This window comes from Hydrogenophaga intermedia (assembly GCF_000723405.1).
Lineage (GTDB): Bacteria > Pseudomonadota > Gammaproteobacteria > Burkholderiales > Burkholderiaceae_C > Hydrogenophaga > Hydrogenophaga intermedia.
In genome coordinates this window covers 58,870-80,196 of the sequence record NZ_CCAE010000001.1, presented here as the reverse complement: position 1 = coordinate 80,196, position 21,327 = coordinate 58,870, and the positions used below count along the sequence as shown (strand labels likewise).

The window sequence follows — 21,327 nt, the reverse complement described above, 5'->3', positions numbered from 1 at the left end:
GAAGTTGCCGATGTCCGCCGTCCGATTCCGCCTTTCCTTGCAAGCCCTGGCCCTGGCCACTGCGTTCGGTGTCGCCGGATCGGCCGCCGTGCTGACGCCCGCGCCCGCCTTGGCGCAGGCGCCTACGACCAATGCGCGCGGCCTGCCTGACTTCACCGATCTGGTCGACCTTGTCGGCCCTTCGGTGGTCAACATCCGCACGCTCGAGCGGGCCTCGGCGCGTGGCGGCGCCGAGGGGGGCCCGGACGAAGAGATGCTCGAGTTCTTCCGCCGCTTCGGCATTCCCATCCCGCCGGGCGTGGTGCCGCGCGGCCCGCGCCAGGGCCCACCGTCCGACGAAGCGCGTCCCCGCGGCGTGGGCTCGGGCTTCGTGCTGAGCGCGGACGGCTTCGTCATGACCAACGCCCATGTGGTGGATGGCGCCGACGAGGTGATCGTGACGCTCACGGACAAGCGCGAGTTCAAGGCCCGTATCGTGGGCGCGGACACGCGAACCGACGTGGCGGTGGTCAAGATTGAAGCCACTGGCCTCGTGCCCGTGAAGGTGGGTGACATCAACCGTCTGCGCGTGGGCGAATGGGTGATGGCCATCGGCTCGCCCTTCGGCCTGGAGAACACCGTCACGGCCGGCATCGTAAGCGCCAAGCAGCGCGACACGGGCGACTACCTGCCCTTCATCCAGACCGACGTGGCCATCAACCCGGGCAATTCGGGCGGGCCGCTGATCAACATGCGCGGCGAGGTGGTGGGCATCAACAGCCAGATCTACTCGCGATCGGGGGGCTTCCAGGGCATCTCCTTCGCGATCCCCATCGACGAGGCCGTGCGCGTGTCCAACGAGTTGCGCACCAGCGGCCGCGTCACGCGTGGTCGCATCGGCGTGCGCATCGACCAGGTCAGCAAAGAGGTGGCCGAGTCGCTGGGAATGGCGCAACCCAAGGGGGCGCTGGTGCGTGGCGTGGAACCCGATTCGCCGGCCGCCAAGGCGGGTGTGGAGCCGGGCGACATCATTCTCAAATTCGACGGCAAGGAGATCGACAAGTCGGTCGATCTGCCGCGCCTGGTGGGCAACACCAAGCCGGGCACGCGCAGCGCCATGACGGTGTTGCGCCGGGGGAGCCAGCGGGACCTCAACATCGTGGTCGCCGAACTCGAGCCCGAGCGTCCCGAGGCCCGCGCAGCGGCACCCGAGCCCACCCCCGTGCCCAGCAGCAACGCGGTGCAGTCGCTGGGCTTGACGCTGGCGGAACTCAGTGCCGACGAGGCCAAGGCCCTCAAGGTTCGTGGCGGTGTGCGCGTCATGGGCGTCACCGGACCTGCCACGCGCGCCGGCCTGCGCGAAGGCGACGTCATCGTGGCCGTGGCCAATACCGAGGTGTCGTCGGTGAAAGATGTGGAAGCGGCGCTCGCGCGACTGGAGAAGAACAAGCCCGTGAATCTGCTGCTGCGCAGGGGCGAGTGGGCGCAGTACGCGGTCGTGCGCCCGCAGGCCCGGTGAATGGTCGTGGAGCGGCTTTTGGGGAACTTGGGCCAATAACCCCGGCCCTCACTGGGCATCTGCGCCGTCTGTCGCCAAGTGTTTCGGGGGCGCCACGGGTCGCCGAGACCGATCGACCGGTCGGTCAGCACGAAGGTTAGTCAGCACTAACGCGAATTCAGTCACTGATGACCGGATTCGATAAAATCACACACGTTGTCCACAGATTGGAGCGGCTTCATGGGCCCCGAATTCACGATGCGGGAGCCCTTGCCGCCTTGTCCCAGTCTGATCCACAGCCGCTGCACAGCTCGTACCCAGAGCCTGTGAATAAGCTGTAAACAACTGCCCTGTTGCGGCCCGGCGACAGGGCTTGGAAGCTCGGTGGCGGCTGTCTGCGGGGGGCTTTTTGCCTATAATGAAACCCCAACTATCGCAGTTGCCATTGATTGTTGGTTACGGGCGCGTCAGCAGCTGACGCGCCCTTTTTTATTTCCCGCGCGGCCCTTCAGCCGCCAAACCTCAAACCGTCACACCCTTCGCCGTCTCCGCGTACTCCTCGATCTGGTCGAAGTTCATGTAGCGGTACACGCTGGCGGCGTCCTTGTTGATGATCCCCATCTCGGCGTGGTACTCGGCCACGGTCGGGAGGTGGCCCAGCTTGGACGCGATGGCCGCCAGTTCGGCCGAGGCCAGGAACACGTTGGTGTTCTTGCCCAGGCGGTTGGGGAAGTTGCGGGTGCTGGTGGACACCACGGTCGCCCCCTCACGCACCTGCGCCTGGTTGCCCATGCACAGGCTGCAGCCCGGCATTTCGGTGCGCGCACCGGCGGTGCCGAAGGCGGCGTAGTGGCCTTCCTTGATGAGCTCGTTCTGGTCCATCTTGGTGGGCGGGGCCACCCAGAGCTTCACCGGGATGTCGCGCTGGCCGCCCAGCAGCTTGGCCGCGGCGCGGAAGTGGCCGATGTTGGTCATGCACGAGCCGATGAAGGCCTCGTCGATCTTGGTGCCGGCCACGTCGGACAGCAGCTTGGCGTCGTCCGGGTCGTTGGGGCAGCAGAGCACGGGCTCCTTCAGCTCATTCAGGTCGATCTCGATGACGGCGGCGTACTCGGCGTCCTTGTCGGCCTCCAGCAGCTGCGGGTTGGCCAGCCATTCCTGCACCTTCTGGATGCGGCGCTCCAGCGTGCGCTTGTCCTGGTAGCCCTCGGCGATCATGTTCTTCATGAGCACGACGTTCGAGTTCAGGTACTCGATCACGGGCTCCTTGTTGAGCTTGATCGTGCAGCCGGCGGCGGAGCGCTCGGCACTGGCGTCAGACAGTTCGAAGGCCTGTTCCACCTTCAGGTCGGGCAGGCCTTCGATTTCGAGGATGCGGCCGGAGAAGATGTTCTTCTTGCCGGCCTTGGCCACGGTGAGCAGGCCGGCCTTGATGGCGGCGTAGGGAATGGCGTGCACCAGGTCACGCAGGGTCACACCGGGCTGCATCTGGCCCTTGAAGCGCACCAGCACGCTCTCGGGCATGTCCAGCGGCATCACGCCGGTGGCGGCGCCGAAGGCCACCAGGCCAGAGCCGGCGGGGAAGCTGATGCCGATGGGGAAGCGGGTGTGCGAGTCGCCGCCGGTGCCCACGGTGTCGGGCAGCAGCAGGCGGTTGAGCCAGCTGTGGATCACGCCGTCGCCCGGGCGCAGGGCCACGCCGCCGCGGTTGCTGATGAACGCGGGCAGCTCGCGGTGGGTCTTAACGTCCACCGGCTTGGGGTAGGCGGCGGTGTGGCAGAACGACTGCATCACCATGTCGGCGCTGAAGCCCAGGCAGGCCAGGTCTTTCAGTTCGTCGCGCGTCATGGGGCCGGTGGTGTCCTGGCTGCCCACGGTGGTCATGCGCGGCTCGCAGTAGGTGCCCGGGCGCACGCCCTGGCCTTCGGGCAGGCCGACGGCGCGGCCCACCATCTTCTGCGCCAAGGTGAAGCCAGCCTTGGTGGCCACGGGCGCCTGCGGCAGGCGGAACACGGTGGAGGCCGGCAGGCCCAGGAATTCACGGGCCTTGGCGGTGAGGCTGCGGCCGATGATGAGGTTGATGCGGCCGCCAGCGCGCACCTCGTCGAACAGCACATCGCTCTTGAGCTTGAACTCGGCCACGGTGGCGCCGTTCTTGGTCAGCTTGCCGTCGTAGGGCAGCACCTCGATCACGTCGCCCATCTCGAGCTTGGACACGTCCACCTCGATCGGCAGCGAGCCCGAGTCTTCCTGCGTGTTGAAGAAGATGGGGGCGATCTTGCCGCCAAGGGTGACACCGCCGAAGCGCTTGTTGGGCACGAAGGGGATGTCCTGGCCGGTGGCCCAGATCACGCTGTTGGTGGCCGACTTGCGGCTTGAACCGGTGCCCACGACGTCGCCCACGTACGCCACGACGTGGCCCTTCTTCTTCAGGTCGTCGATGAATTGCATCGGGCCGCGCTTGCCGTCTTCCTCGGGCTTGAAGACCGCACCGCCTGGCGCGCCGAAGTCCCCGCGCGTGTTCTTCAGCATCGCCAGGTAGTGCAGCGGGATGTCGGGGCGGCTCCAGGCGTCGGGCGCGGGCGAGAGGTCGTCGGTGTTGGTTTCGCCGGGCACCTTGAAGACGGTGACGGTGATGGACTTGGGCACTTCGGGGCGGGAGGTGAACCACTCGGCCTCGGCCCAGCTCTTCATCACGCCCTGCGCGTGGGTGTTGCCGGCCTTGGCCTTGGCGGCCACGTCGTTGAAGAAGTCGAACATCAGCAGCGTCTTCTTCAGCGCATCGGCGGCCACGGCCGCCACGTCGGCGTCGTCGAGCAGCTCGATCAGCGGGTGCACGTTGTAGCCACCCACCATGGTGCCCAGCAGCTCGGTGGCCTTGGCCTTGCTCACCAGGCCCACCTTCAGGTCCCCGTGCGCGACGGCGGCCAGGAAGCTGGCCTTGACCTTGGCGGCGTCGTCCACGCCGGGCGGCACGCGGTGGGTGAGCAGGTCCAGCAGGAAGGCGTCTTCGCCGGCCGGCGGGGCCTTGATCAGCTCGATCAGCTCGGCCACCTGCTGCGCGGACAGCGGCAGCGGCGGGATGCCCAGCGCGGCGCGTTCGGCGGCGTGGGCGCGGTAGTCGGCGAGGAAGTTGGACATGGGGGGGTTCTCCGTGGGGGACTGGCAAAAAAGGGGGTCAGGTGAACAGGGCGTGCACGGGCTCGGGCAGGCGGCGGCCGGTGCGCTGCGCGCGCTCCAGCACTTGCCAGTAGTAGCGGTAGCTCGCGCGGTCGTGCAGGCGGCCGGCCACCTGCACGGGGGCCCAGGCCGCGGCGGCGGCGCGCTCGATGACGGTGGCGGCTTCGTCCACCTCATCAGCCGCTGGCGCGAAGGCCGCGACGATGGGGCGGATCTGGTCGGGGTGGATGCTCCACATGCGGGTGAAGCCGAGTTCGTGTGCGGCGCGGCGGGCGCTGTCCTGCAGCGCGGCCACGTCCTTGAACTCGGTGACCACGCCGTGCGCGGGCACCTTGCCGTGCGCGTGGCAGGCACTGGCGATTTCGATCTTCGCGCGCAGCACCAAGGGGTGCGTGAACTGGCCTTGCGAGCTCATGCCAGCCGAAGGAATGGCGCCGCCGTGGGCGGAGACGAAGTCCATCAGGCCGAAGCTCAGGCTTTGCAGACGCGGGTGCGCGGCGATGTCGAAGGCGCGGTGCACGGCAGCGGGCGATTCGATCAGCGCGTGCAGCGGCAGGTCGTGTGCACCGGCGGCGTCGAGCAAGGCGGCGGCGCGATCGAGGTCGGACACGGTCTCGACCTTGGGCAGCATCACGTGGCACAGCCGCGCGCCAGCGCGGCCCACGATGTGCGCGATGTCGGCCTCAAAGGCCGGGTGGTCGACCGCGTGCACGCGCACCGCGACACGCGCGCCGGCGGGCGCGGACAGCGCGAGCTCGGTCACCAGCGCGGCGTGCTCAGCCTCGCCGCCCACGGGGGCGCCATCCTCGCAATCGAGGGTGACGTCGAACACACAGGCGCCGAATTCGGCGGCAAGCTCGGTCTGCAGCGCCAGGCTCTTGCGCATGCGCGCCTCGACGCCGCTGTAGTGGTCGCACACGGGCAGCACCACGGCGCCGGCCTGGGCGCCCAGCAGCACGTCACGGGGGTGAGCGGCGGCGGTCATGACGGGCGGCGCGCCACGATGAAAAGGCGCGGAAAGGCCAGCAGGCGGCGGCCATCGGCGCGAGGCGGATACGCGGCGTCGATGCGGCGTTCGTAGTCGGCCAGGAAGCGCGTGCGCAGCTCGGCGTTCAGGGGATCGACGAACGGGCGCAGGCCGGTCGCGCTCACCCATTCGACGATCGCGCCGGCAGACTCCATGCGGTGCTGGTAGACGGTGTGCCAGGCATCGACCTGCACGGCGTCCTTCGCCAGCAGGTCGTAGTAGTCGGCGATGGGCCGGCGCGGCTCGCGCAGGCGGCTCGCATCGCCGATGCATCCGGCGTAGGCCGGCTCAGCCGCCACTTCGCGCATCAGGCGGTGGCTGGGTTCGTCGAGGTTGTCCGGCATCTGCACCGCGAGCACACCGCCCGGGGCCAGCAGGCCGAACAGCCGGGGAAAGAGCACCTCGTGCCCTGGCACCCACTGCAGGGCGGCGTTGGCGTAGATGAGGTCGGGCGCGCCTTCGGGTTGCCAGTTGGCGATGTCGCCCAGCGCAAAGGCCACGCCTGGCAGGCGCTGGCGCGCGCTCTCGAGCATGGCCTGGGAAGTGTCGATGCCCGGCACCTGGGCATCGGGGTAGCGCTGCACCAGCAGCTCGGTGGAATTGCCGGGTCCGCAGCCCAGGTCCACCACCCGCCGCGGCGAGGCCAGTGGAACGCGCGCCAACAGCTCCTGCGCGGGACGGGTGCGTTCGTCCTCGTAGCGGCTGTAGAGCGCGGGGTTCCAGTCGGCCATCGCGGGCGGTGTGGGAATTACAGGAGGTGCTTGACGCCGTCCTGCTCGCCTTGCAGCTCGGCGAGGGTCTTGTCGATGCACTTCTGGCTGAACTCGTCGATGGCCAAGCCTTCGACGATCTTGTACTTGCCGTTCTCGGTGGTGACCGGGAAGCCGAACATCACGTCCTTGGGGATGCCGTACTCGCCGTTGGAGGGCACGCCCATGGTGACCCACTTGCCGTTGGAGCCCAGGGCCCAGTCGCGCATGTGGTCAATGGCGGCGTTGGCGGCCGAGGCGGCCGAGGACAGGCCGCGCGCCTCGATGATGGCGGCGCCGCGCTTGCCCACGGTGGGCAGGAACACGGTCTCGTTCCAGACCTGGTCGTTGATGGCGTCCTTGACGCTCTTGCCACCGATGGTGGCGAAGCGGTAGTCGGCGTACATGGTGGGCGAGTGGTTGCCCCAGACGGTGAGTTTCTCGATCTCGCCGACCTTGCCACCGGTCTTGGCAGCGATCTGGCTGGCCGCGCGGTTGTGGTCCAGGCGCAGCATGGCGGTGAAGTTCTCGCGCGGCAGGTCGGGCGCGCTCTTCATGGCGATGTAGGCGTTGGTGTTGGCGGGGTTGCCGACGACCAGCACCTTCACGTCGCGGCTGGCCACGGCGTTCAGGGCCTTGCCCTGGGCAGTGAAGATCTGCGCGTTGGCGGCCAGCAGGTCGGCGCGCTCCATGCCGGGGCCGCGCGGGCGGGCGCCCACGAGCAGGGCGTAGTCGGCGTCCTTGAAGGCGAGCATCGGGTCGCCGGTGGGGATCACGCCGGCCAGCAGCGGGAAGGCGCAGTCTTCCAGTTCCATGATCACGCCCTTGAGCGCCTTCTGGGCCTTCTCGTCCGGGATCTCCAGCAGTTGCAGGATCACGGGCTGGTCCTTGCCGAGCATCTCGCCGGAGGCGATGCGGAACAGCAGGGCGTAGCCGATCTGGCCGGCGGCGCCGGTGACGGCGACGCGAACGGGCTTCTTGGTCATGGGGAGGACTCCAGGGATGGGGTTGGAAAGCGTGGCAACCGCGGGCACCGGCGCTGCGCCAGAAAGCGCTTGGCGAGCGGGCTGGGCGGGTCGGGTGACGGACGGCGAGTTTACCCGGGTGAACCCTAGGCAGTCAATTTGTCTTATGTCTTATATAAGATATGATTCAACGCCCCATGTTGGCGCCGCAACGCCCTCCCATGGCCACCACGCCTCCACCCCAAGACCCCAGCCCCGACGCCAGCGCCGACTCGGTCGCGCCCGCGTTCAGCCCGCTGTACCAGCAGATCAAGGGGCTGATCCTGCGCAGCCTGCAGGCCGGCGAATGGAAGCCCGGCGACCTGATCCCGAGCGAGTTCGAACTCGCGGCGCGCTTCAAGGTGAGCCAGGGCACCGTGCGCAAGGCCATCGACGAACTCGCCACCGACAACCTGCTGGTGCGCCGCCAGGGCAAGGGGACGTTCGTGGCAACGCACGCCGAACAGCACATCCAGTTCCGCTTCCTGCGGCTATTGCCCGACCAGGGCACGCTGGACGACCAGGGCCCGGCCGAGCGCCGCATCATCGACTGCCGCCGCCTGCGCGCCCCCGCCGAGGTGGCGCGCCCGCTGGGCCTGCGCAGTGGCGACCCGGTGCTGCTGGTGCGCCGCGTGCTGGCCTTTGGCGGCACGCCTGCCATCCTCGAAGAGATCTGGCTGCCCGGCGGCCCGTTCAAAGGCCTCACCGTCGACGCGCTGGCCAGCGACACCGGCCCCATGTACGCGTTGTTCGAATCGCAGTTCGGCGTTCGCATGGTGCGCGCGGTCGAGAAACTCAAGGCGGTGGCGGCCGACGCCGACACCGCCGAACGCCTGAACATCGCCGAAGGCCACCCGCTGCTCAGCGTGGAACGCCTTTCCTACACCTACAACGACACGCCCATGGAACTGCGGCGCGGCCTCTACCGCACCGACACCCGGCACTACCGCAATGAATTGAGCTGATCCGGCGTGCACCAGCGTGGCGCAGTCGGGCATACCGGGCCCGGCATAGTCCATCGCTTGGTGCATTGCAATAGAATTTGCCCGCCCCGGTGACCACAGTTACCAACGGGTTACACCCCTCTCCCCGCCCGAGTGCCTTCCCCACGAAAGCCCTTCCCATGCCCGAGTTGACCCGCAAGCGGCCCGAGTTCCGCAACATCAACGCGTTCAAGGACCTGACCACCTACCGACTGCCCGCAGCCGGCTGGGTGTCGATCCTGCACCGCGTCAGCGGCCTGCTGATGTTCCTGCTCCTGCCCCTGATCGTCTGGCTGTTCGACACCTCCGTGTCGTCCGAAATCTCCTACGAGCGCTTCGTGAGCGCCTTCGCCGGTGGCATCGGCTTCGTGCCGGCCTGGTTCCTCAAGCTCGTCGTGCTCGCCCTCATCTGGGCCTACCTGCACCACCTCATCGCCGGCGTGCGCCACCTCTGGATGGACGTGAGCCACGACGCCGTGACCAAGCAGTTCGGCAAGACCTCCGCCGTGGTCACGCTGGTGCTCAGCATCGGCCTGACCCTGGTGCTGGGCGCCAAGCTGTTCGGCCTGTACTGATCGCTGCGAGGTTCACCACATGTCCGTCAACTACGGTTCCAAGCGCGTCGTCACCGGCGCCCACTACGGCGCTCGCGACTGGCTCGCGCAGCGCATCACCGCCGCCCTCATGGCGCTCTTCACCCTGGTGCTGCTGGCCAAGGTGCTGCTCGTCAGCGGCCCGCTCGGCTACGAAGGCTGGGCCGGCATTTTTGCTGCCCAATGGATGAAGGCCCTGACCTTCGCCGTCTTCATTGCCCTGGCCTACCACGTGTGGGTCGGCGTGCGCGACATCTGGATGGACTACGTCAAGCCCGCCGGCCTGCGCCTCGTGCTGCACGTGTTCACCCTGGTCTGGCTCCTGGCATGCCTGGGCTGGGCCGTTCAAGTTCTCTGGAGACTCTGAGGCCATGACCGCCACCGCTTCCCTTCTCAAGCGTCAGTTTGACGTCGTCATCGTCGGCGCCGGCGGCTCCGGCATGCGCGCCTCGCTGCAACTGGCGCGCGCCGGCCTCAAGGTCGCCGTGCTGTCCAAAGTCTTCCCCACCCGCTCGCACACCGTGGCCGCGCAAGGCGGCATCGGCGCCTCGCTGGGCAACATGAGCGAAGACAACTGGCACTACCACTTCTACGACACCATCAAGGGCTCCGACTGGCTCGGTGACCAGGACGCGATCGAGTTCATGTGCCGCGAAGCGCCCAAGGTGGTGTACGAGCTCGAGCACATGGGCATGCCGTTCGACCGCAACCCCGACGGCACCATCTACCAGCGCCCCTTCGGCGGCCACACCGCCAACTACGGCGAGAAGGCCGTGCCGCGCGCCTGCGCCGCGGCCGACCGCACCGGCCACGCCATGCTGCACACCCTGTACCAGCAGAACGTTGCTGCGCGCACCACCTTCTTCGTGGAATGGATGGCACTCGATCTGGTGCGCGATGCCGAAGGTGATGTGGTCGGCGTGACCGCGCTCGAAATGGAAACGGGCGACGTCTACCTGCTCGAAGCCAAAACCACCATGCTGGCCACCGGCGGCGCGGGCCGCATCTTCGCGGCCTCCACCAACGCCTTCATCAACACCGGCGACGGCCTGGGCATGGCCGCGCGCGCTGGCATCCCGCTGCAGGACATGGAGTTCTGGCAGTTCCACCCCACCGGCGTGGCCGGCGCGGGCGTGCTGCTCACCGAAGGCTGCCGCGGTGAAGGCGCCTTCCTCGTCAACTCCGAAGGCGAGCGCTTCATGGAGCGCTACGCGCCCACGCTGAAGGACCTTGCACCGCGCGACTTCGTCTCGCGCTGCATGGACCAGGAAATCAAGGAAGGCCGTGGCTGTGGTCCCAACAAGGACTACGTCATGCTGAACTTCAGCTACCTCAGCGCCGACACCATCCACAAACGCCTGCCCTCGGTGTACGAGATCGGCGTGAACTTCGCCAACGTCGACATCACGCGCGAGCCGATCCCCGTGGTGCCCACCATCCACTACCAGATGGGCGGGATCCCGACCAACGTCAATGGCCAGGTCGTCACGCCCGACGGCAGCGGCGGCCAGAAGGTGGTCAACGGCCTGTACGCGGTGGGCGAATGCTCATGCGTGAGCGTGCACGGCGCCAACCGGCTGGGCACCAACTCGCTGCTCGACCTGCTGGTCTTCGGCCGCGCGGCCGGCAACCACATCGTCCAGTACAACGACAAGAACAAAAACTTCAAGCCCGTGCCCAAGGACGGCGCCGACCTCACCCTGTCGCGCCTGGCCCGCCTGGACGCCACATCCAGCGGTGAGTACGCGCAGGACGTGGCCAACGACATGCGCGCCGCCATGCAGCAGCACGCGGGCGTGTTCCGCACCCAGGCCGGCATGGACGAAGGCGTGCAGAAGATCAACGCCATGCGCGAGCGCGTGGGCAAGATCGAGTTGAAGGACAAGTCCAAGGTCTTCAACACCGCCCGCGTCGAGGCGCTGGAGGTCGAGAACCTGATCGAGTGCGCCCAGGCCACCATGACCTCGGCCGCCGCCCGCCGCGAGTGCCGCGGTGCGCACACCGTGTACGACTACGAACGCCCCGCCGACGACGCGCAGTTCCCGCTGGGCCGCAACGATGCCGAGTGGATGAAACACACCCTGTGGCACAGCGCCGACAACTCGCTGAGCTACAAGCCGGTGAACCTCAAGCCGCTGACCGTCGAATCCGTGCCGCCCAAAGTCCGCACGTTCTGAGCACGCCCCCCGGAGAGCCCCACATGCTTCGCACATTCAAGATCTACCGCTACGACCCCGAGAAGGACGCCAAGCCCTACATGCAGACCATCCAGGTCGAGCTGGACGGGCACGAGCGCATGCTGCTCGACGCGCTGATGAAGCTCAAGGCCGTGGATCCGTCCATCTCGTTCCGGCGCTCCTGCCGCGAAGGCGTCTGCGGTTCGGACGCGATGAACATCAACGGCAAGAACGGTCTGGCCTGCCTCACCAACATGAACACGCTCAAAGGCGACATCGTGTTGAAGCCCCTGCCCGGCCTGCCGGTGGTGCGCGACCTCATCGTCGACATGACGCTGTTCTTCAAGCAGTACCACAGCATCAAGCCCTACCTCGTCAACGACAGCATTCCGCCCGAGAAAGAGCGCCTGCAGTCGCCCGAGGAGCGCGAAGAACTCAACGGCCTGTACGAGTGCATCCTGTGCGCGAGCTGCTCCACGAGCTGCCCGAGCTTCTGGTGGAACCCGGACAAGTTCGTCGGCCCCGCCGGCCTGCTGCAGGCTTACCGCTTCATCGCCGACAGCCGCGACCAGGCCACCAGCGAGCGCCTCGACAACCTCGAGGACCCGTACCGCCTGTTCCGCTGCCACACGATCATGAACTGCGTCGATGTCTGCCCCAAGGGCCTCAACCCCACCAAAGCCATCGGCAAGATCAAGGAAATGATGGTGTTGCGCGCCGTCTGAGCGCACCCACCGTCCCACCCGCCATGCACGCCACCGCCTCCGTTGACGATCTGCTCGACGAGCGCAGCCTGAGCAAGCTGCGCTGGCGGTGCCGCCGTGGACTGCTCGAGAACGATCTGTTCATCGAGCGTTTCTTCGCCCGTCACGCCACCCGGCTGACGGTGCGGCAGGCCGATGCCTTGGGCCAGTTGATGGAGCTGTCGGACAACGACCTGCTCGATCTGCTGCTCGGCCGCAAGCCCCCCGAGGGCGCTCTCGACCGCGACGACGTGACGCAAGTGCTTGCCTTGCTGCGCGCCGACCGCTTCACCCCATCACCCGAGGAACCCGCATGAAACTCGTCGACAACAAAGCCACCCTGACGTTCTCCAACGGCAGCCCCAGCGTCGATCTGCCCGTCTATGGCGGCAGCATCGGCCCGGATGTCATCGACATCCGCAAGCTGTACGCGCAGACGGGCATGTTCACGTATGACCCGGGTTTCCTGTCCACCGCCTCGTGTCAGTCGGCCATCACCTACATCGACGGCGACAAGGGCGAACTGCTGTACCGCGGCTACCCCATCGAGCAACTCGCCACGCACTGCGACTACCTCGACGTGTGCTACCTGCTGCTCAACGGCGAGCTGCCCGACGACAAGCAGCGCGGCGACTTCCACAAGCTCGTGACCAACCACACCATGGTCAACGAGCAGATGCAGTTCTTCCTGCGTGGCTTCCGCCGCGACGCGCACCCCATGGCCGTGCTCACGGGCCTGGTGGGCGGCCTGTCGGCCTTCTATCACGACAGCACCGACATCAACAACCCGCAGCACCGCGAGATCGCCGCCATCCGCCTGATCGCCAAGATGCCCACGCTGGTGTCCATGGCCTACAAGTACGGCATCGGTCAGCCCTACATGTACCCGCGCAACGAGCTGTCCTACGCGGGCAACTTCCTGCGCATGATGTTCGGCGTGCCCTGTGAGGACTACAAAGTCAACCCGGTGCTCGAGCGCGCCCTTGACCGCATCTTCATCCTGCACGCTGACCACGAGCAGAACGCCTCCACCTCCACCGTGCGCCTGTGCGGATCCTCCGGCACCAACCCGTTCGCCGCCATCGCGGCCGGCGTGGCCTGCCTGTGGGGCCCCGCGCACGGCGGCGCCAACGAGGCCTGCCTGAACATGCTGGAAGACATCCAGCGCAACGGCGGCGTGGCCAAGGTCGGCGAGTTCATGGAGAAGGTCAAGGACAAGAACTCCGGCGTCAAGCTCATGGGCTTCGGCCACCGCGTGTACAAGAACTACGACCCGCGCGCCAAGCTCATGCAGGAAACCTGCAACGAGGTTCTGGAAGAACTGGGCCTGGGCAACGACCCGCTGTTCAAGCTGGCCAAGGAGCTCGAGAAGATTGCCCTGGAAGACGACTACTTCGTGCAGCGCAAGCTCTACCCGAACGTCGACTTCTACTCCGGCATCGTGCAGCGCGCCATCGGCATCCCGGTCAACCTGTTCACCGGCATCTTCGCGCTGGCCCGCACCGTGGGCTGGATCGCCCAGCTCAACGAGATGATCAGCGACCCCGAATACAAGATCGGCCGTCCGCGCCAGCTCTTCACCGGCTCGCCGCGCCGCGACGTGCCCGGCGCCAAGAAGTGAAGCGGCCTGCCAGCACACTCATCTGACCCTGCGCCCGCCGCGGCCACCTGCCGCGGCGGGCGTCTTTTTTGGCACTGACGCCTAAAATGCCTGCCCGGCCCACAGAGGCCCTGTGAGACAAGCCATGGGACGCACGCTCTACGACAAGATCTGGGACGAACACGTCGTCCACACCGAGGAAGACGGCACCACCGTCCTCTACATCGACCGTCATCTCGTGCACGAGGTGACGAGCCCACAGGCCTACGAAGGCCTGCGCCAGGCCGGCCGCAAGGTCTGGCGCGTGAGCTCGGTGGTGGCCACGGCCGACCACAACACGCCCACCACCGGCTGGGAGCGCGGCTACGCCGGCATCGCCGACCCGATCAGCAAGGAACAGATCACCACGCTGGACTCGAACATCGCCGAGTTCGGTGCAGCGGCGTTCTTCCCCTTCCTGTCGCAACGCCAGGGCATCGTGCACGTCATCGGCCCCGAGAGCGGCGCCACACTGCCGGGCATGACGGTGGTCTGCGGTGACTCGCACACCAGCACGCACGGTGCCTTCGGTGCACTCGCGCACGGCATCGGCACCAGCGAAGTCGAGCACGTGCTGGCCACGCAGACGCTGCTGGCGAAGAAGGCGAAGAACATGCTCATCAAGGTGGAGGGCACGCTGGCCAAGGGCGTCACCGCCAAGGACATCGTGCTGGCCATCATCGGCCGCATCGGCACCGCCGGCGGCACGGGCTACACCATCGAGTTCGCGGGCAGCGCCGTTCGCGCGCTGTCCATGGAAGGCCGCATGACGGTGTGCAACATGGCCATCGAGGCCGGCGCGCGCGCCGGCCTGGTCGCCGTGGACGACAAGACCATCGAATACGTGAAGGGCCGCCCGCTCTCGCCCAATGGCGTGGAATGGGACCAGGCTGTCGCCTACTGGCGCACCCTGCACTCCGACGGAGATGCGAAGTTCGACACCGTGGTCGAACTCGACGCCACGAAGATCGTGCCGCAGGTCACCTGGGGCACCTCGCCCGAGATGGTGCTGGGCATCGACGCCCGCGTGCCCGATCCCGACAAGGAGAAGGACGCCAGCAAGCGCGGCGCCATCGAGCGCGCGCTGCAGTACATGGGCCTGGAACCTGGCAAGCCGCTGGACGACATCTTCGTCGACAAGGTCTTCATCGGTTCCTGCACCAACAGCCGCATCGAAGACATGCGCGAGGCCGCGGCCATGGTGAAGAAGCTGGGCCAGAAGGTTGCCAAGAACGTGCGGCTGGCCATGGTGGTGCCGGGCTCGGGCCTGGTGAAGGCCCAGGCCGAACGCGAAGGCCTGCACGAGATCTTCATGGCTGCCGGCTTCGAGTGGCGCGAGCCCGGCTGCAGCATGTGCCTGGCCATGAACGCCGACCGCCTGGAGCCTGGCGAGCGCTGCGCCTCGACCAGCAACCGCAACTTCGAAGGCCGCCAAGGCGCAGGCGGTCGTACGCACCTGGTGTCGCCCGCCATGGCGGCGGCCGCCGCGGTGCATGGCCACTTCGTGGACGTGCGCACCCTGGCCTGACCCTTCAACCCAAGGAGATCCGCATGAAAACCTCCCTCTGGACGATCACGGCGCTGACACTGTCGCTCTCGCTGGCGGCGTGCAACACCTGGCAGGGCGTCAAGGAAGACGCCAAGGATGCTGGCCATGCCGCCGGCCGCGGCATCGAGAAGGCGGGCCAGGCCACGGGCCGTGGCATCGAAAAAGCCGGCGAGAAGATCCAGGACATCTCCAAATAGGCGCTCATCGACATGCAGAAGTTCACCCTTCACAAGGGGCTGGTCGCCCCGATGGACCGCGAGAACGTCGACACCGACGCGATCATCCCCAAGCAGTTCCTCAAGTCGATCCGCAAGACGGGCTTCGGCCCGAACCTGTTCGATGAGTGGCGCTACCTCGACAAGGGCGAACCCGGCCAGGACCCGGCCTCGCGCAAGCCCAACCCCGACTTCGTGCTGAACCAGCCGCGCTACGAGGGCGCCTCGGTGCTGCTGGCGCGCAAGAACTTCGGCTGCGGCTCCAGCCGCGAGCACGCGCCCTGGGCCATCGACCAGTACGGCTTTCGCTCGGTGATCGCACCGAGCTTCGCCGACATCTTCTTCAACAACTGCTTCAAGAACGGCCTGCTGCCCATCGTGTTGCCCGAGGCCACCGTCGGGCGCCTGTTCGATGAAGTCGCCGCCTTCCCTGGCTACGAACTCACCATCGACCTGGAGCGCCAGGTGATCGTGGAACCGAACGGCCAGGAGATCCCGTTCGACGTGCAGCCCTTTCGCAAGTACTGCCTGCTCAACGGCCTGGACGACATCGGCCTGACCTTGCGCCACAAGGACAAGATCGCTCAGTACGAAGCGCAGCGCCTGGCCACCAAGCCCTGGCTCGCCCACACCCTCAACGGCTGACCACTCCCCTGTTCATGAAAATCGCAGTTCTCCCCGGTGACGGCATTGGCACCGAAATCGTCGCCGAGGCGGTGAAAGTTCTTCAGGCGCTCGACCTCAAGTTCGAGCTGGAAACCGCCCTGGTGGGCGGCGCGGCCTACGAGGCGCATGGCCACCCCCTGCCCGATTCCACGCTCAAGCTAGCCCAGCAGGCGGACGCCGTGTTGTTCGGCGCTGTGGGCGACTGGAAGTACGACAAGCTCGACCGCCCGCTGCGGCCCGAGCAGGCCATCCTCGGCCTGCGCAAGCACCTGGGCCTGTTCGCCAATTTCCGCCCCGCCATCTGCTACCCCGAACTGGTGGGCGCCTCCACACTCAAGCCCGAGGTGATCTCCGGGTTGGACATCCTCATCATCCGGGAGCTCACGGGCGACATCTACTTCGGCCAGCCCCGGGGCCGGCGCACCGCCGTCGATGGCCACTTCCCTGGCGCCGACGAAGCCTTCGACACCATGCGTTACAGCAAGCCCGAGGTCGAGCGCATCGCCCACGTCGCCTTCCAGGCCGCGCGCAAGCGCAACAAGAAGGTCACCAGCGTGGACAAGGCCAACGTGCTCGAGACCTTCCAGTTCTGGAAGGACGTGGTCACCGAGGTGCACGCGCAGTACCCCGACGTGGAGCTGGAGCACATGTACGTGGACAACGCCGCCATGCAGTTGGTGCGCGCGCCCAAGAAGTTCGACGTGGTCGTCACCGGCAACATGTTCGGCGACATCCTGTCCGACGAGGCCTCCATGCTCACCGGCTCCATCGGCATGCTGCCCTCGGCCAGCCTGAACGCGAAGAACCAGGGCCTGTACGAGCCCAGCCATGGCAGCGCCCCCGACATCGCGGGCAAAGGCGTGGCCAACCCGCTGGCCACCATCCTCAGCGCGGCCATGATGCTGCGCTTCAGCCTGAACCAGCCCGAAGCCGCCGAGCGCATCGAAACCGCCGTGAAGGCGGTGCTGGCCCAAGGCCTGCGCACGCCCGACATCCACAGCGACGGCACCACCAAAGTCGGCACCGCCGACATGGGTGCCGCTGTGGTGAAGGCGCTGCGCTGAGGCGCGCCGGGGCCTTGCGCGCCCCGGCGATCCACTACAATCCCGCTCCATGTTTGCCGCCCGCCCGTTCGCCTTGAACATCGCATCCGCCGCCACGGCGGGTGTGGCCGTGCGCGCAATCTCCACCAAAACCACGACCATTAAGGGCTGACTCAGCCTGGTTCGTCGTGCGCCCTCCCCGGCCAGACGAGCCGGGCAAGTCGGTCCGGTCTGGACCCGATGACTTCAACGAAAGGGCGTTTCTCAATGAGCAAGTTGGTTGGACTGGTTGGCTGGCGCGGCATGGTCGGGTCGGTCCTCATGGATCGCATGGTCGAAGAGAAAGACTTCGATCTCATCGAACCGCTGTTCTTCTCCACCTCCAACGCGGGCGGCCAGGCCCCCGCGATGGCGAAGAACGAAACGAAGCTGCAGGACGCGAACGACATCGAGGCGCTCAAGCGCTGCGACGTCGTCATCACCTGCCAAGGTGGCGACTACACGAACGACGTGTACCCCAAGCTGCGCGCCGCCGGCTGGAAAGGTCACTGGATCGACGCCGCCTCCAGCCTGCGCATGAAGGACGACGCGGTCATCATCCTGGACCCCGTGAACCTGCCCGTCATCCAGAACGCACTCGCCAAGGGCGGCCGCGACTGGATCGGCGGCAACTGCACCGTGAGCTGCATGCTCATGGGCGTGGGTGCGCTGTACAAGGCCGGCCTGGTGGAGTGGATGAGCACCCAAACCTACCAGGCCGCCAGCGGCGGCGGCGCGCAGCACATGCGCGAACTGCTCACGCAGTACGGCACGCTCAACGCCGAGGTCAAGGCCCTGCTGGACGACCCGAAAAGCGCCATACTCGAGATCGACCGTAAAGTCATCGCCAAGCAGCGCGCGCTGTCGGGTGCCGAGGTCGCCAATTTCGGCGTGCCCCTGGGCGGTTCCTTGATTCCCTGGATCGACAAGGACCTGGGCAACGGCATGTCCAAGGAAGAGTGGAAGGGCATGGCCGAGACCAACAAGATCCTCGGCCAGGGCGAGGGCTTCGGCAATGCCGCCGTGCCGGTGGACGGCTTTTGCGTGCGCGTGGGCGCCATGCGCTGTCACTCGCAGGCCCTCACCTTCAAACTGAAGAAGGACGTGCCGCTGGCCGACATCGAGGCCATGATCGCCGCCGACAACGCGTGGGTGAAGGTGGTGCCCAACACCAAGGAAGACACCCTGCGCGACCTCACGCCCGTGTCGGTGACCGGCACCATGACCATACCCGTGGGCCGCCTGCGCAAGATGGCCATGGGACCGGAATACCTGGGCGCCTTCACCATCGGCGACCAGTTGCTGTGGGGCGCGGCGGAGCCACTGCGTCGCATGCTCCGGATTCTGTTGCAGGCCTGAACAAGGCCACCGATCGGACACTGCCCGTCTGGCCTCGTTGCGGGTGTGCAACGAGACCGGGTGGTCTCTGCTGGACGAACGGTAGCCTCTCAAACTCAAGCGGATTCTCAGCTTGTAACCGTAATCCGTTGATGCTATGGTCATTTCTCGGTTTTTCCCATCGAGGTTCCAGTGCCATCCCACACCCGACACACCCCTTCACCGTCGACCTCGTCCGTGTCGGAACACACAAATCGGCGGGGGCTGATGGGCCTGCATGCCATCGCGGCCGCCGCCCTGGTATCCACGCTGGTCCTCAGCCCGCACGACGCCCTGGCCCTGGCCCTCGGACGGGTCACCGTGCAGTCGGCCCTGGGTGAGCCGCTGCGGGCCGAAATCGACGTCCCCGACATCAACGCCGCCGAGGCCTCCAGCCTGCGCGTGACGCTCGCCCCCGGCGACACCTACCGCGCCGCAGGCGTTGACGTGAACCCCGCCCTCAATGGCATCGAGATCACGCTGCAGCGCCGCCCTGATGGCCGCTCCTATCTGCGCCTGCGCAGCCCGAACGTGGTCAACGAGCCTTTCGTTGACCTGATCGTCGAAGCCAACTGGGCCACTGGCCGCCTGGTGCGCGACTACACCTTGCTGTTCGATCCGCCCAACCTGCGGGCGTCCACGCCGCAGCCGGCACCCATCGCGCCGCGCGCCACCGCGCCAGCACCCACACCCACACCAGCACCAGCACCGCCCCCCGCAGCCGCTGCGCCTGCACCCGCGCCCGCCGCACCGGTCACCGCCTCTCCGCGCCCGGCGCCCGCGCCCGCCGCCACGCCGACCCCCGCGCCTGCGCCTGCGCCCGCCAGCGAGGCACAACGCCAAGTCACGGTGCAACGCGGCGACACGGCCGGCGGCATCGCCATGGCGAACCGCCCGGCGAACGTGTCGCTCGACCAGATGCTGGTGGCCATGCTGCAGGCCAACCCCAACGCCTTCATCGACGGCAACGTCAACCGCATCCGCGCCGGCGCGGTCGTCGATCTGCCGTCCCGCACCGAGGCATCCGCCATCGATGCGAGCGAAGCCCGCCAGACCATCGCCGCGCAGAGCCGCGACTTCGACGAGTACCGCCGCCGCCTGGCCGGCGCAGTGCCCGCCGCCCAGGTCGACACCGCCCAGCGTGAAGCCGCCGGCCGCGTGCAGACCGAGGTGCAGGACCGCGGCGCGCCTGCCCCGTCCAGCGACCGCCTCACGCTGAGCCGCCCGCAAGGCGGTGCGGCTGGCACTGGCAGCGAAGCCCAGATCGCGCAACAGCGTCAGTCTTCCGACGCCGCGCAGCGCAGCGCCGAACTGCAGCGCAACATCGACGAACTGGCCAAGCTGGACAGCCAGGCCAAGGCGCCTGCCGCGCCGGCCCCCGCGCCCGCCGCAGCCGCGCCGGCCCCTGCAACTCCGACCACTCCCGCTCCGGCTCCCGCCGCCGAGGCCCCTGCGGCATCGCCCACCCCGGCGCCGGCTGCCGCTCCCCCGGCACCTGCGCCTGCCGAGGCTGCCGCTCCTGCGCCCACGCCCGCACCGGCGCCTGCAGTGGCCGCCCCGCGCCCGCCCGCCATGCCCGCCCCCGCGGCGGACGAGCCCGGCTTCCTCAGCAGCCTCACCGACAACCCCCTGCTGCTGCCACTGGCCGGCGGCCTGCTGGCCCTGCTTGCCGGCCTGGGCCTGTGGCGCGTGCGCCAACGCAAGGCCAACGCCAACGTCGACAGCTCCTTCCTCGAAAGCCGCCTGCAGCCCGATTCGTTCTTTGGCTCCAGCGGCGGCCAACGCATCGACACCGCCGAGGCCATGGCTTCGGGTTCTTCGATGGTCTATTCGCCAAGCCAACTCGACGCCGCAGGCGACGTGGACCCGGTGGCCGAAGCCGACGTGTACCTCGCCTATGGCCGCGACCTGCAGGCCGAGGAAATCCTCAAAGAGGCCATGCGCAGCACGCCCACGCGCGTGGCCATCCACACCAAGCTGCTCGAGATCTATGCCAAGCGCCGCGACGCGCGCGCCTTCGAGGTGGTCGCCAGCGAAGCCTTCGGCCTTACGCAGGGCGAAGGCCCCGAGTGGGAGCGCGCCTGCGAACTCGGCCGAGAGCTCGACCCCACCAACCCGCTGTACCACCCCGGCGGCAAACCCGTGCCCAAAGCCGGTCTGGCGGCCGCCACCGCGGCAGGCGGCCTGCACGCCTTTGGCCCCAGCACCGTCAACCTCGATTCGCAAGCCTCCACGGGCGCCGGCCCGCTGGACCTCGACCTCGACATCCCGATGGACGACGCGCCGGCCTCGCGCCCCGTACCGGCCGAACGTCCCGACATGGCCGCCATGTCGGACCTGGACGACCTCGACGCCACCGAAGCCCTGACCGCGCCCTCAGCGTCGCCGACCAGTGCCCCAGCTTCGATGTCGATGGACTTCGACCTCGACCTGCCGTCGCCCGCCAACGAGGCCGAGCGCTCGGCCACCACGCCGGCCGACATCGAAGTGCCCAGCCTGGGCCAAGGCGCACCCGACAGCATCAGCGCGCCCAATTTCGACCTGGACCTGAAGACGACCTCCACCAAGGCCGGCCTGGCCCCCGAGCCCGCCGGCAGCCTGATGGACTTCAACCTCGACGGCCTCAACCTGGACCTCGACAGCGGCCACAAGGAGCCTGTGACCATGGCTCCCGCAGGCGATCTCACCGAAGAGAACCCGCTGGAAACCAAGCTTTCGCTGGCCGAGGAATTCCGCGCCATCGGCGACTTCGAAGGCGCGCGCTCGCTGGCCGAAGAAGTGCTCGCCGAGGCGTCCGGTCCGCTCAAGGCCAAAGCCAGCACCTTCCTGGCCGACCTGACCACCTGACCCGCCCGCCCGACGCCGC

General features: G+C 67.6%; 18 protein-coding genes. 14 read left to right on the top strand and 4 right to left on the bottom strand.

The features are described from left to right. The first annotated feature begins 10 nt into the window (after positions 1-10). Entirely contained in the window at positions 11-1,498 is a 1,488-nt protein-coding gene (locus BN948_RS00370) for a Do family serine endopeptidase (RefSeq protein ID WP_009518800.1), read from the top strand. A gap of 501 nt (positions 1,499-1,999) precedes the next feature. On the opposite strand, the gene acnB is transcribed toward BN948_RS00370, so the two are convergent. The 4 genes from acnB to BN948_RS00350 are packed head-to-tail and all read right to left on the bottom strand — an operon-like array spanning position 2,000 to position 7,419. Further along, positions 2,000-4,618 (bottom strand): bifunctional aconitate hydratase 2/2-methylisocitrate dehydratase, encoded by a 2,619-nt coding sequence (acnB, locus tag BN948_RS00365; protein ID WP_009518801.1) that lies wholly within the window; start codon positions 4,616-4,618, stop codon positions 2,000-2,002. A 37-nt stretch (positions 4,619-4,655) separates the two neighbouring features. Beyond that, entirely contained in the window at positions 4,656-5,642 is a 987-nt protein-coding gene (locus BN948_RS00360) for an HpcH/HpaI aldolase/citrate lyase family protein (protein ID WP_009518802.1), read from the bottom strand. Continuing rightward, positions 5,639-6,415, bottom strand: coding sequence for a trans-aconitate 2-methyltransferase (gene tam / locus BN948_RS00355; RefSeq protein ID WP_009518803.1), 777 nt, complete (start codon positions 6,413-6,415; stop codon positions 5,639-5,641). Before tam ends, BN948_RS00360 begins: the two co-directional genes overlap by 4 nt. Before the next feature lie 17 nt (positions 6,416-6,432). Then, positions 6,433-7,419, bottom strand: a complete 987-nt coding sequence (locus tag BN948_RS00350; protein WP_009518804.1) for a malate dehydrogenase — start codon at positions 7,417-7,419, stop codon at positions 6,433-6,435. A 200-nt stretch (positions 7,420-7,619) separates the two neighbouring features. On the opposite strand from BN948_RS00350, the gene BN948_RS00345 reads away from it, so the two are divergent. The 13 genes from BN948_RS00345 to BN948_RS00285 all read left to right on the top strand — a co-directional run bounded on the left by BN948_RS00345 (position 7,620) and on the right by BN948_RS00285 (position 21,308). After that, positions 7,620-8,402 carry a GntR family transcriptional regulator gene (locus BN948_RS00345; protein ID WP_035619955.1) on the top strand — a complete coding sequence of 261 codons (783 nt, stop codon included), beginning with the start codon at positions 7,620-7,622 and terminating at the stop codon, positions 8,400-8,402. A gap of 158 nt (positions 8,403-8,560) precedes the next feature. Further along, positions 8,561-8,995: a succinate dehydrogenase, cytochrome b556 subunit gene (gene sdhC, locus BN948_RS00340; protein ID WP_009518806.1), complete on the top strand. Its 435-nt coding sequence runs from the start codon at positions 8,561-8,563 to the stop codon at positions 8,993-8,995. 19 nt (positions 8,996-9,014) lie between these two features. Further along, on the top strand, positions 9,015-9,380 hold the full coding sequence (gene sdhD, locus BN948_RS00335) for a succinate dehydrogenase, hydrophobic membrane anchor protein (protein WP_009518807.1): 366 nt from the start codon (positions 9,015-9,017) through the stop codon (positions 9,378-9,380). Between the two features lie 4 nt (positions 9,381-9,384). Next, positions 9,385-11,190, top strand: coding sequence for a succinate dehydrogenase flavoprotein subunit (gene sdhA, locus BN948_RS00330; protein WP_009518809.1), 1,806 nt, complete (start codon positions 9,385-9,387; stop codon positions 11,188-11,190). A 23-nt stretch (positions 11,191-11,213) separates the two neighbouring features. Beyond that, positions 11,214-11,915 (top strand): succinate dehydrogenase iron-sulfur subunit, encoded by a 702-nt coding sequence (locus tag BN948_RS00325; RefSeq protein WP_009518810.1) that lies wholly within the window; start codon positions 11,214-11,216, stop codon positions 11,913-11,915. 23 nt (positions 11,916-11,938) lie between these two features. Further along, positions 11,939-12,250, top strand: a complete 312-nt coding sequence (locus BN948_RS00320) for an FAD assembly factor SdhE (protein ID WP_009518811.1) — start codon at positions 11,939-11,941, stop codon at positions 12,248-12,250. Continuing rightward, entirely contained in the window at positions 12,247-13,554 is a 1,308-nt protein-coding gene (locus tag BN948_RS00315) for a citrate synthase (RefSeq protein WP_009518812.1), read from the top strand. The genes BN948_RS00320 and BN948_RS00315 overlap by 4 nt, the downstream gene beginning before the upstream one ends. 124 nt (positions 13,555-13,678) lie before the next feature. Beyond that, positions 13,679-15,100, top strand: coding sequence for a 3-isopropylmalate dehydratase large subunit (leuC, locus tag BN948_RS00310; RefSeq protein ID WP_009518813.1), 1,422 nt, complete (start codon positions 13,679-13,681; stop codon positions 15,098-15,100). Positions 15,101-15,123: 23 nt separating this feature from the next. Continuing rightward, positions 15,124-15,318 (top strand): hypothetical protein, encoded by a 195-nt coding sequence (locus BN948_RS00305; protein WP_009518814.1) that lies wholly within the window; start codon positions 15,124-15,126, stop codon positions 15,316-15,318. A 12-nt stretch (positions 15,319-15,330) separates the two neighbouring features. Further along, a complete protein-coding gene (gene leuD, locus BN948_RS00300; RefSeq protein WP_009518815.1) occupies positions 15,331-15,981 on the top strand; it encodes a 3-isopropylmalate dehydratase small subunit in 651 nt (216 codons plus the stop codon). 14 nt (positions 15,982-15,995) lie between these two features. Continuing rightward, a complete protein-coding gene (leuB, locus tag BN948_RS00295) occupies positions 15,996-17,066 on the top strand; it encodes a 3-isopropylmalate dehydrogenase (protein WP_009518816.1) in 1,071 nt (356 codons plus the stop codon). Positions 17,067-17,312: 246 nt separating this feature from the next. Further along, a complete protein-coding gene (asd, locus tag BN948_RS00290; RefSeq protein WP_009518818.1) occupies positions 17,313-18,443 on the top strand; it encodes an aspartate-semialdehyde dehydrogenase in 1,131 nt (376 codons plus the stop codon). Between the two features lie 246 nt (positions 18,444-18,689). Continuing rightward, on the top strand, positions 18,690-21,308 hold the full coding sequence (locus BN948_RS00285; protein ID WP_009518819.1) for a FimV/HubP family polar landmark protein: 2,619 nt from the start codon (positions 18,690-18,692) through the stop codon (positions 21,306-21,308). The last annotated feature ends 19 nt before the right edge of the window (positions 21,309-21,327 follow it).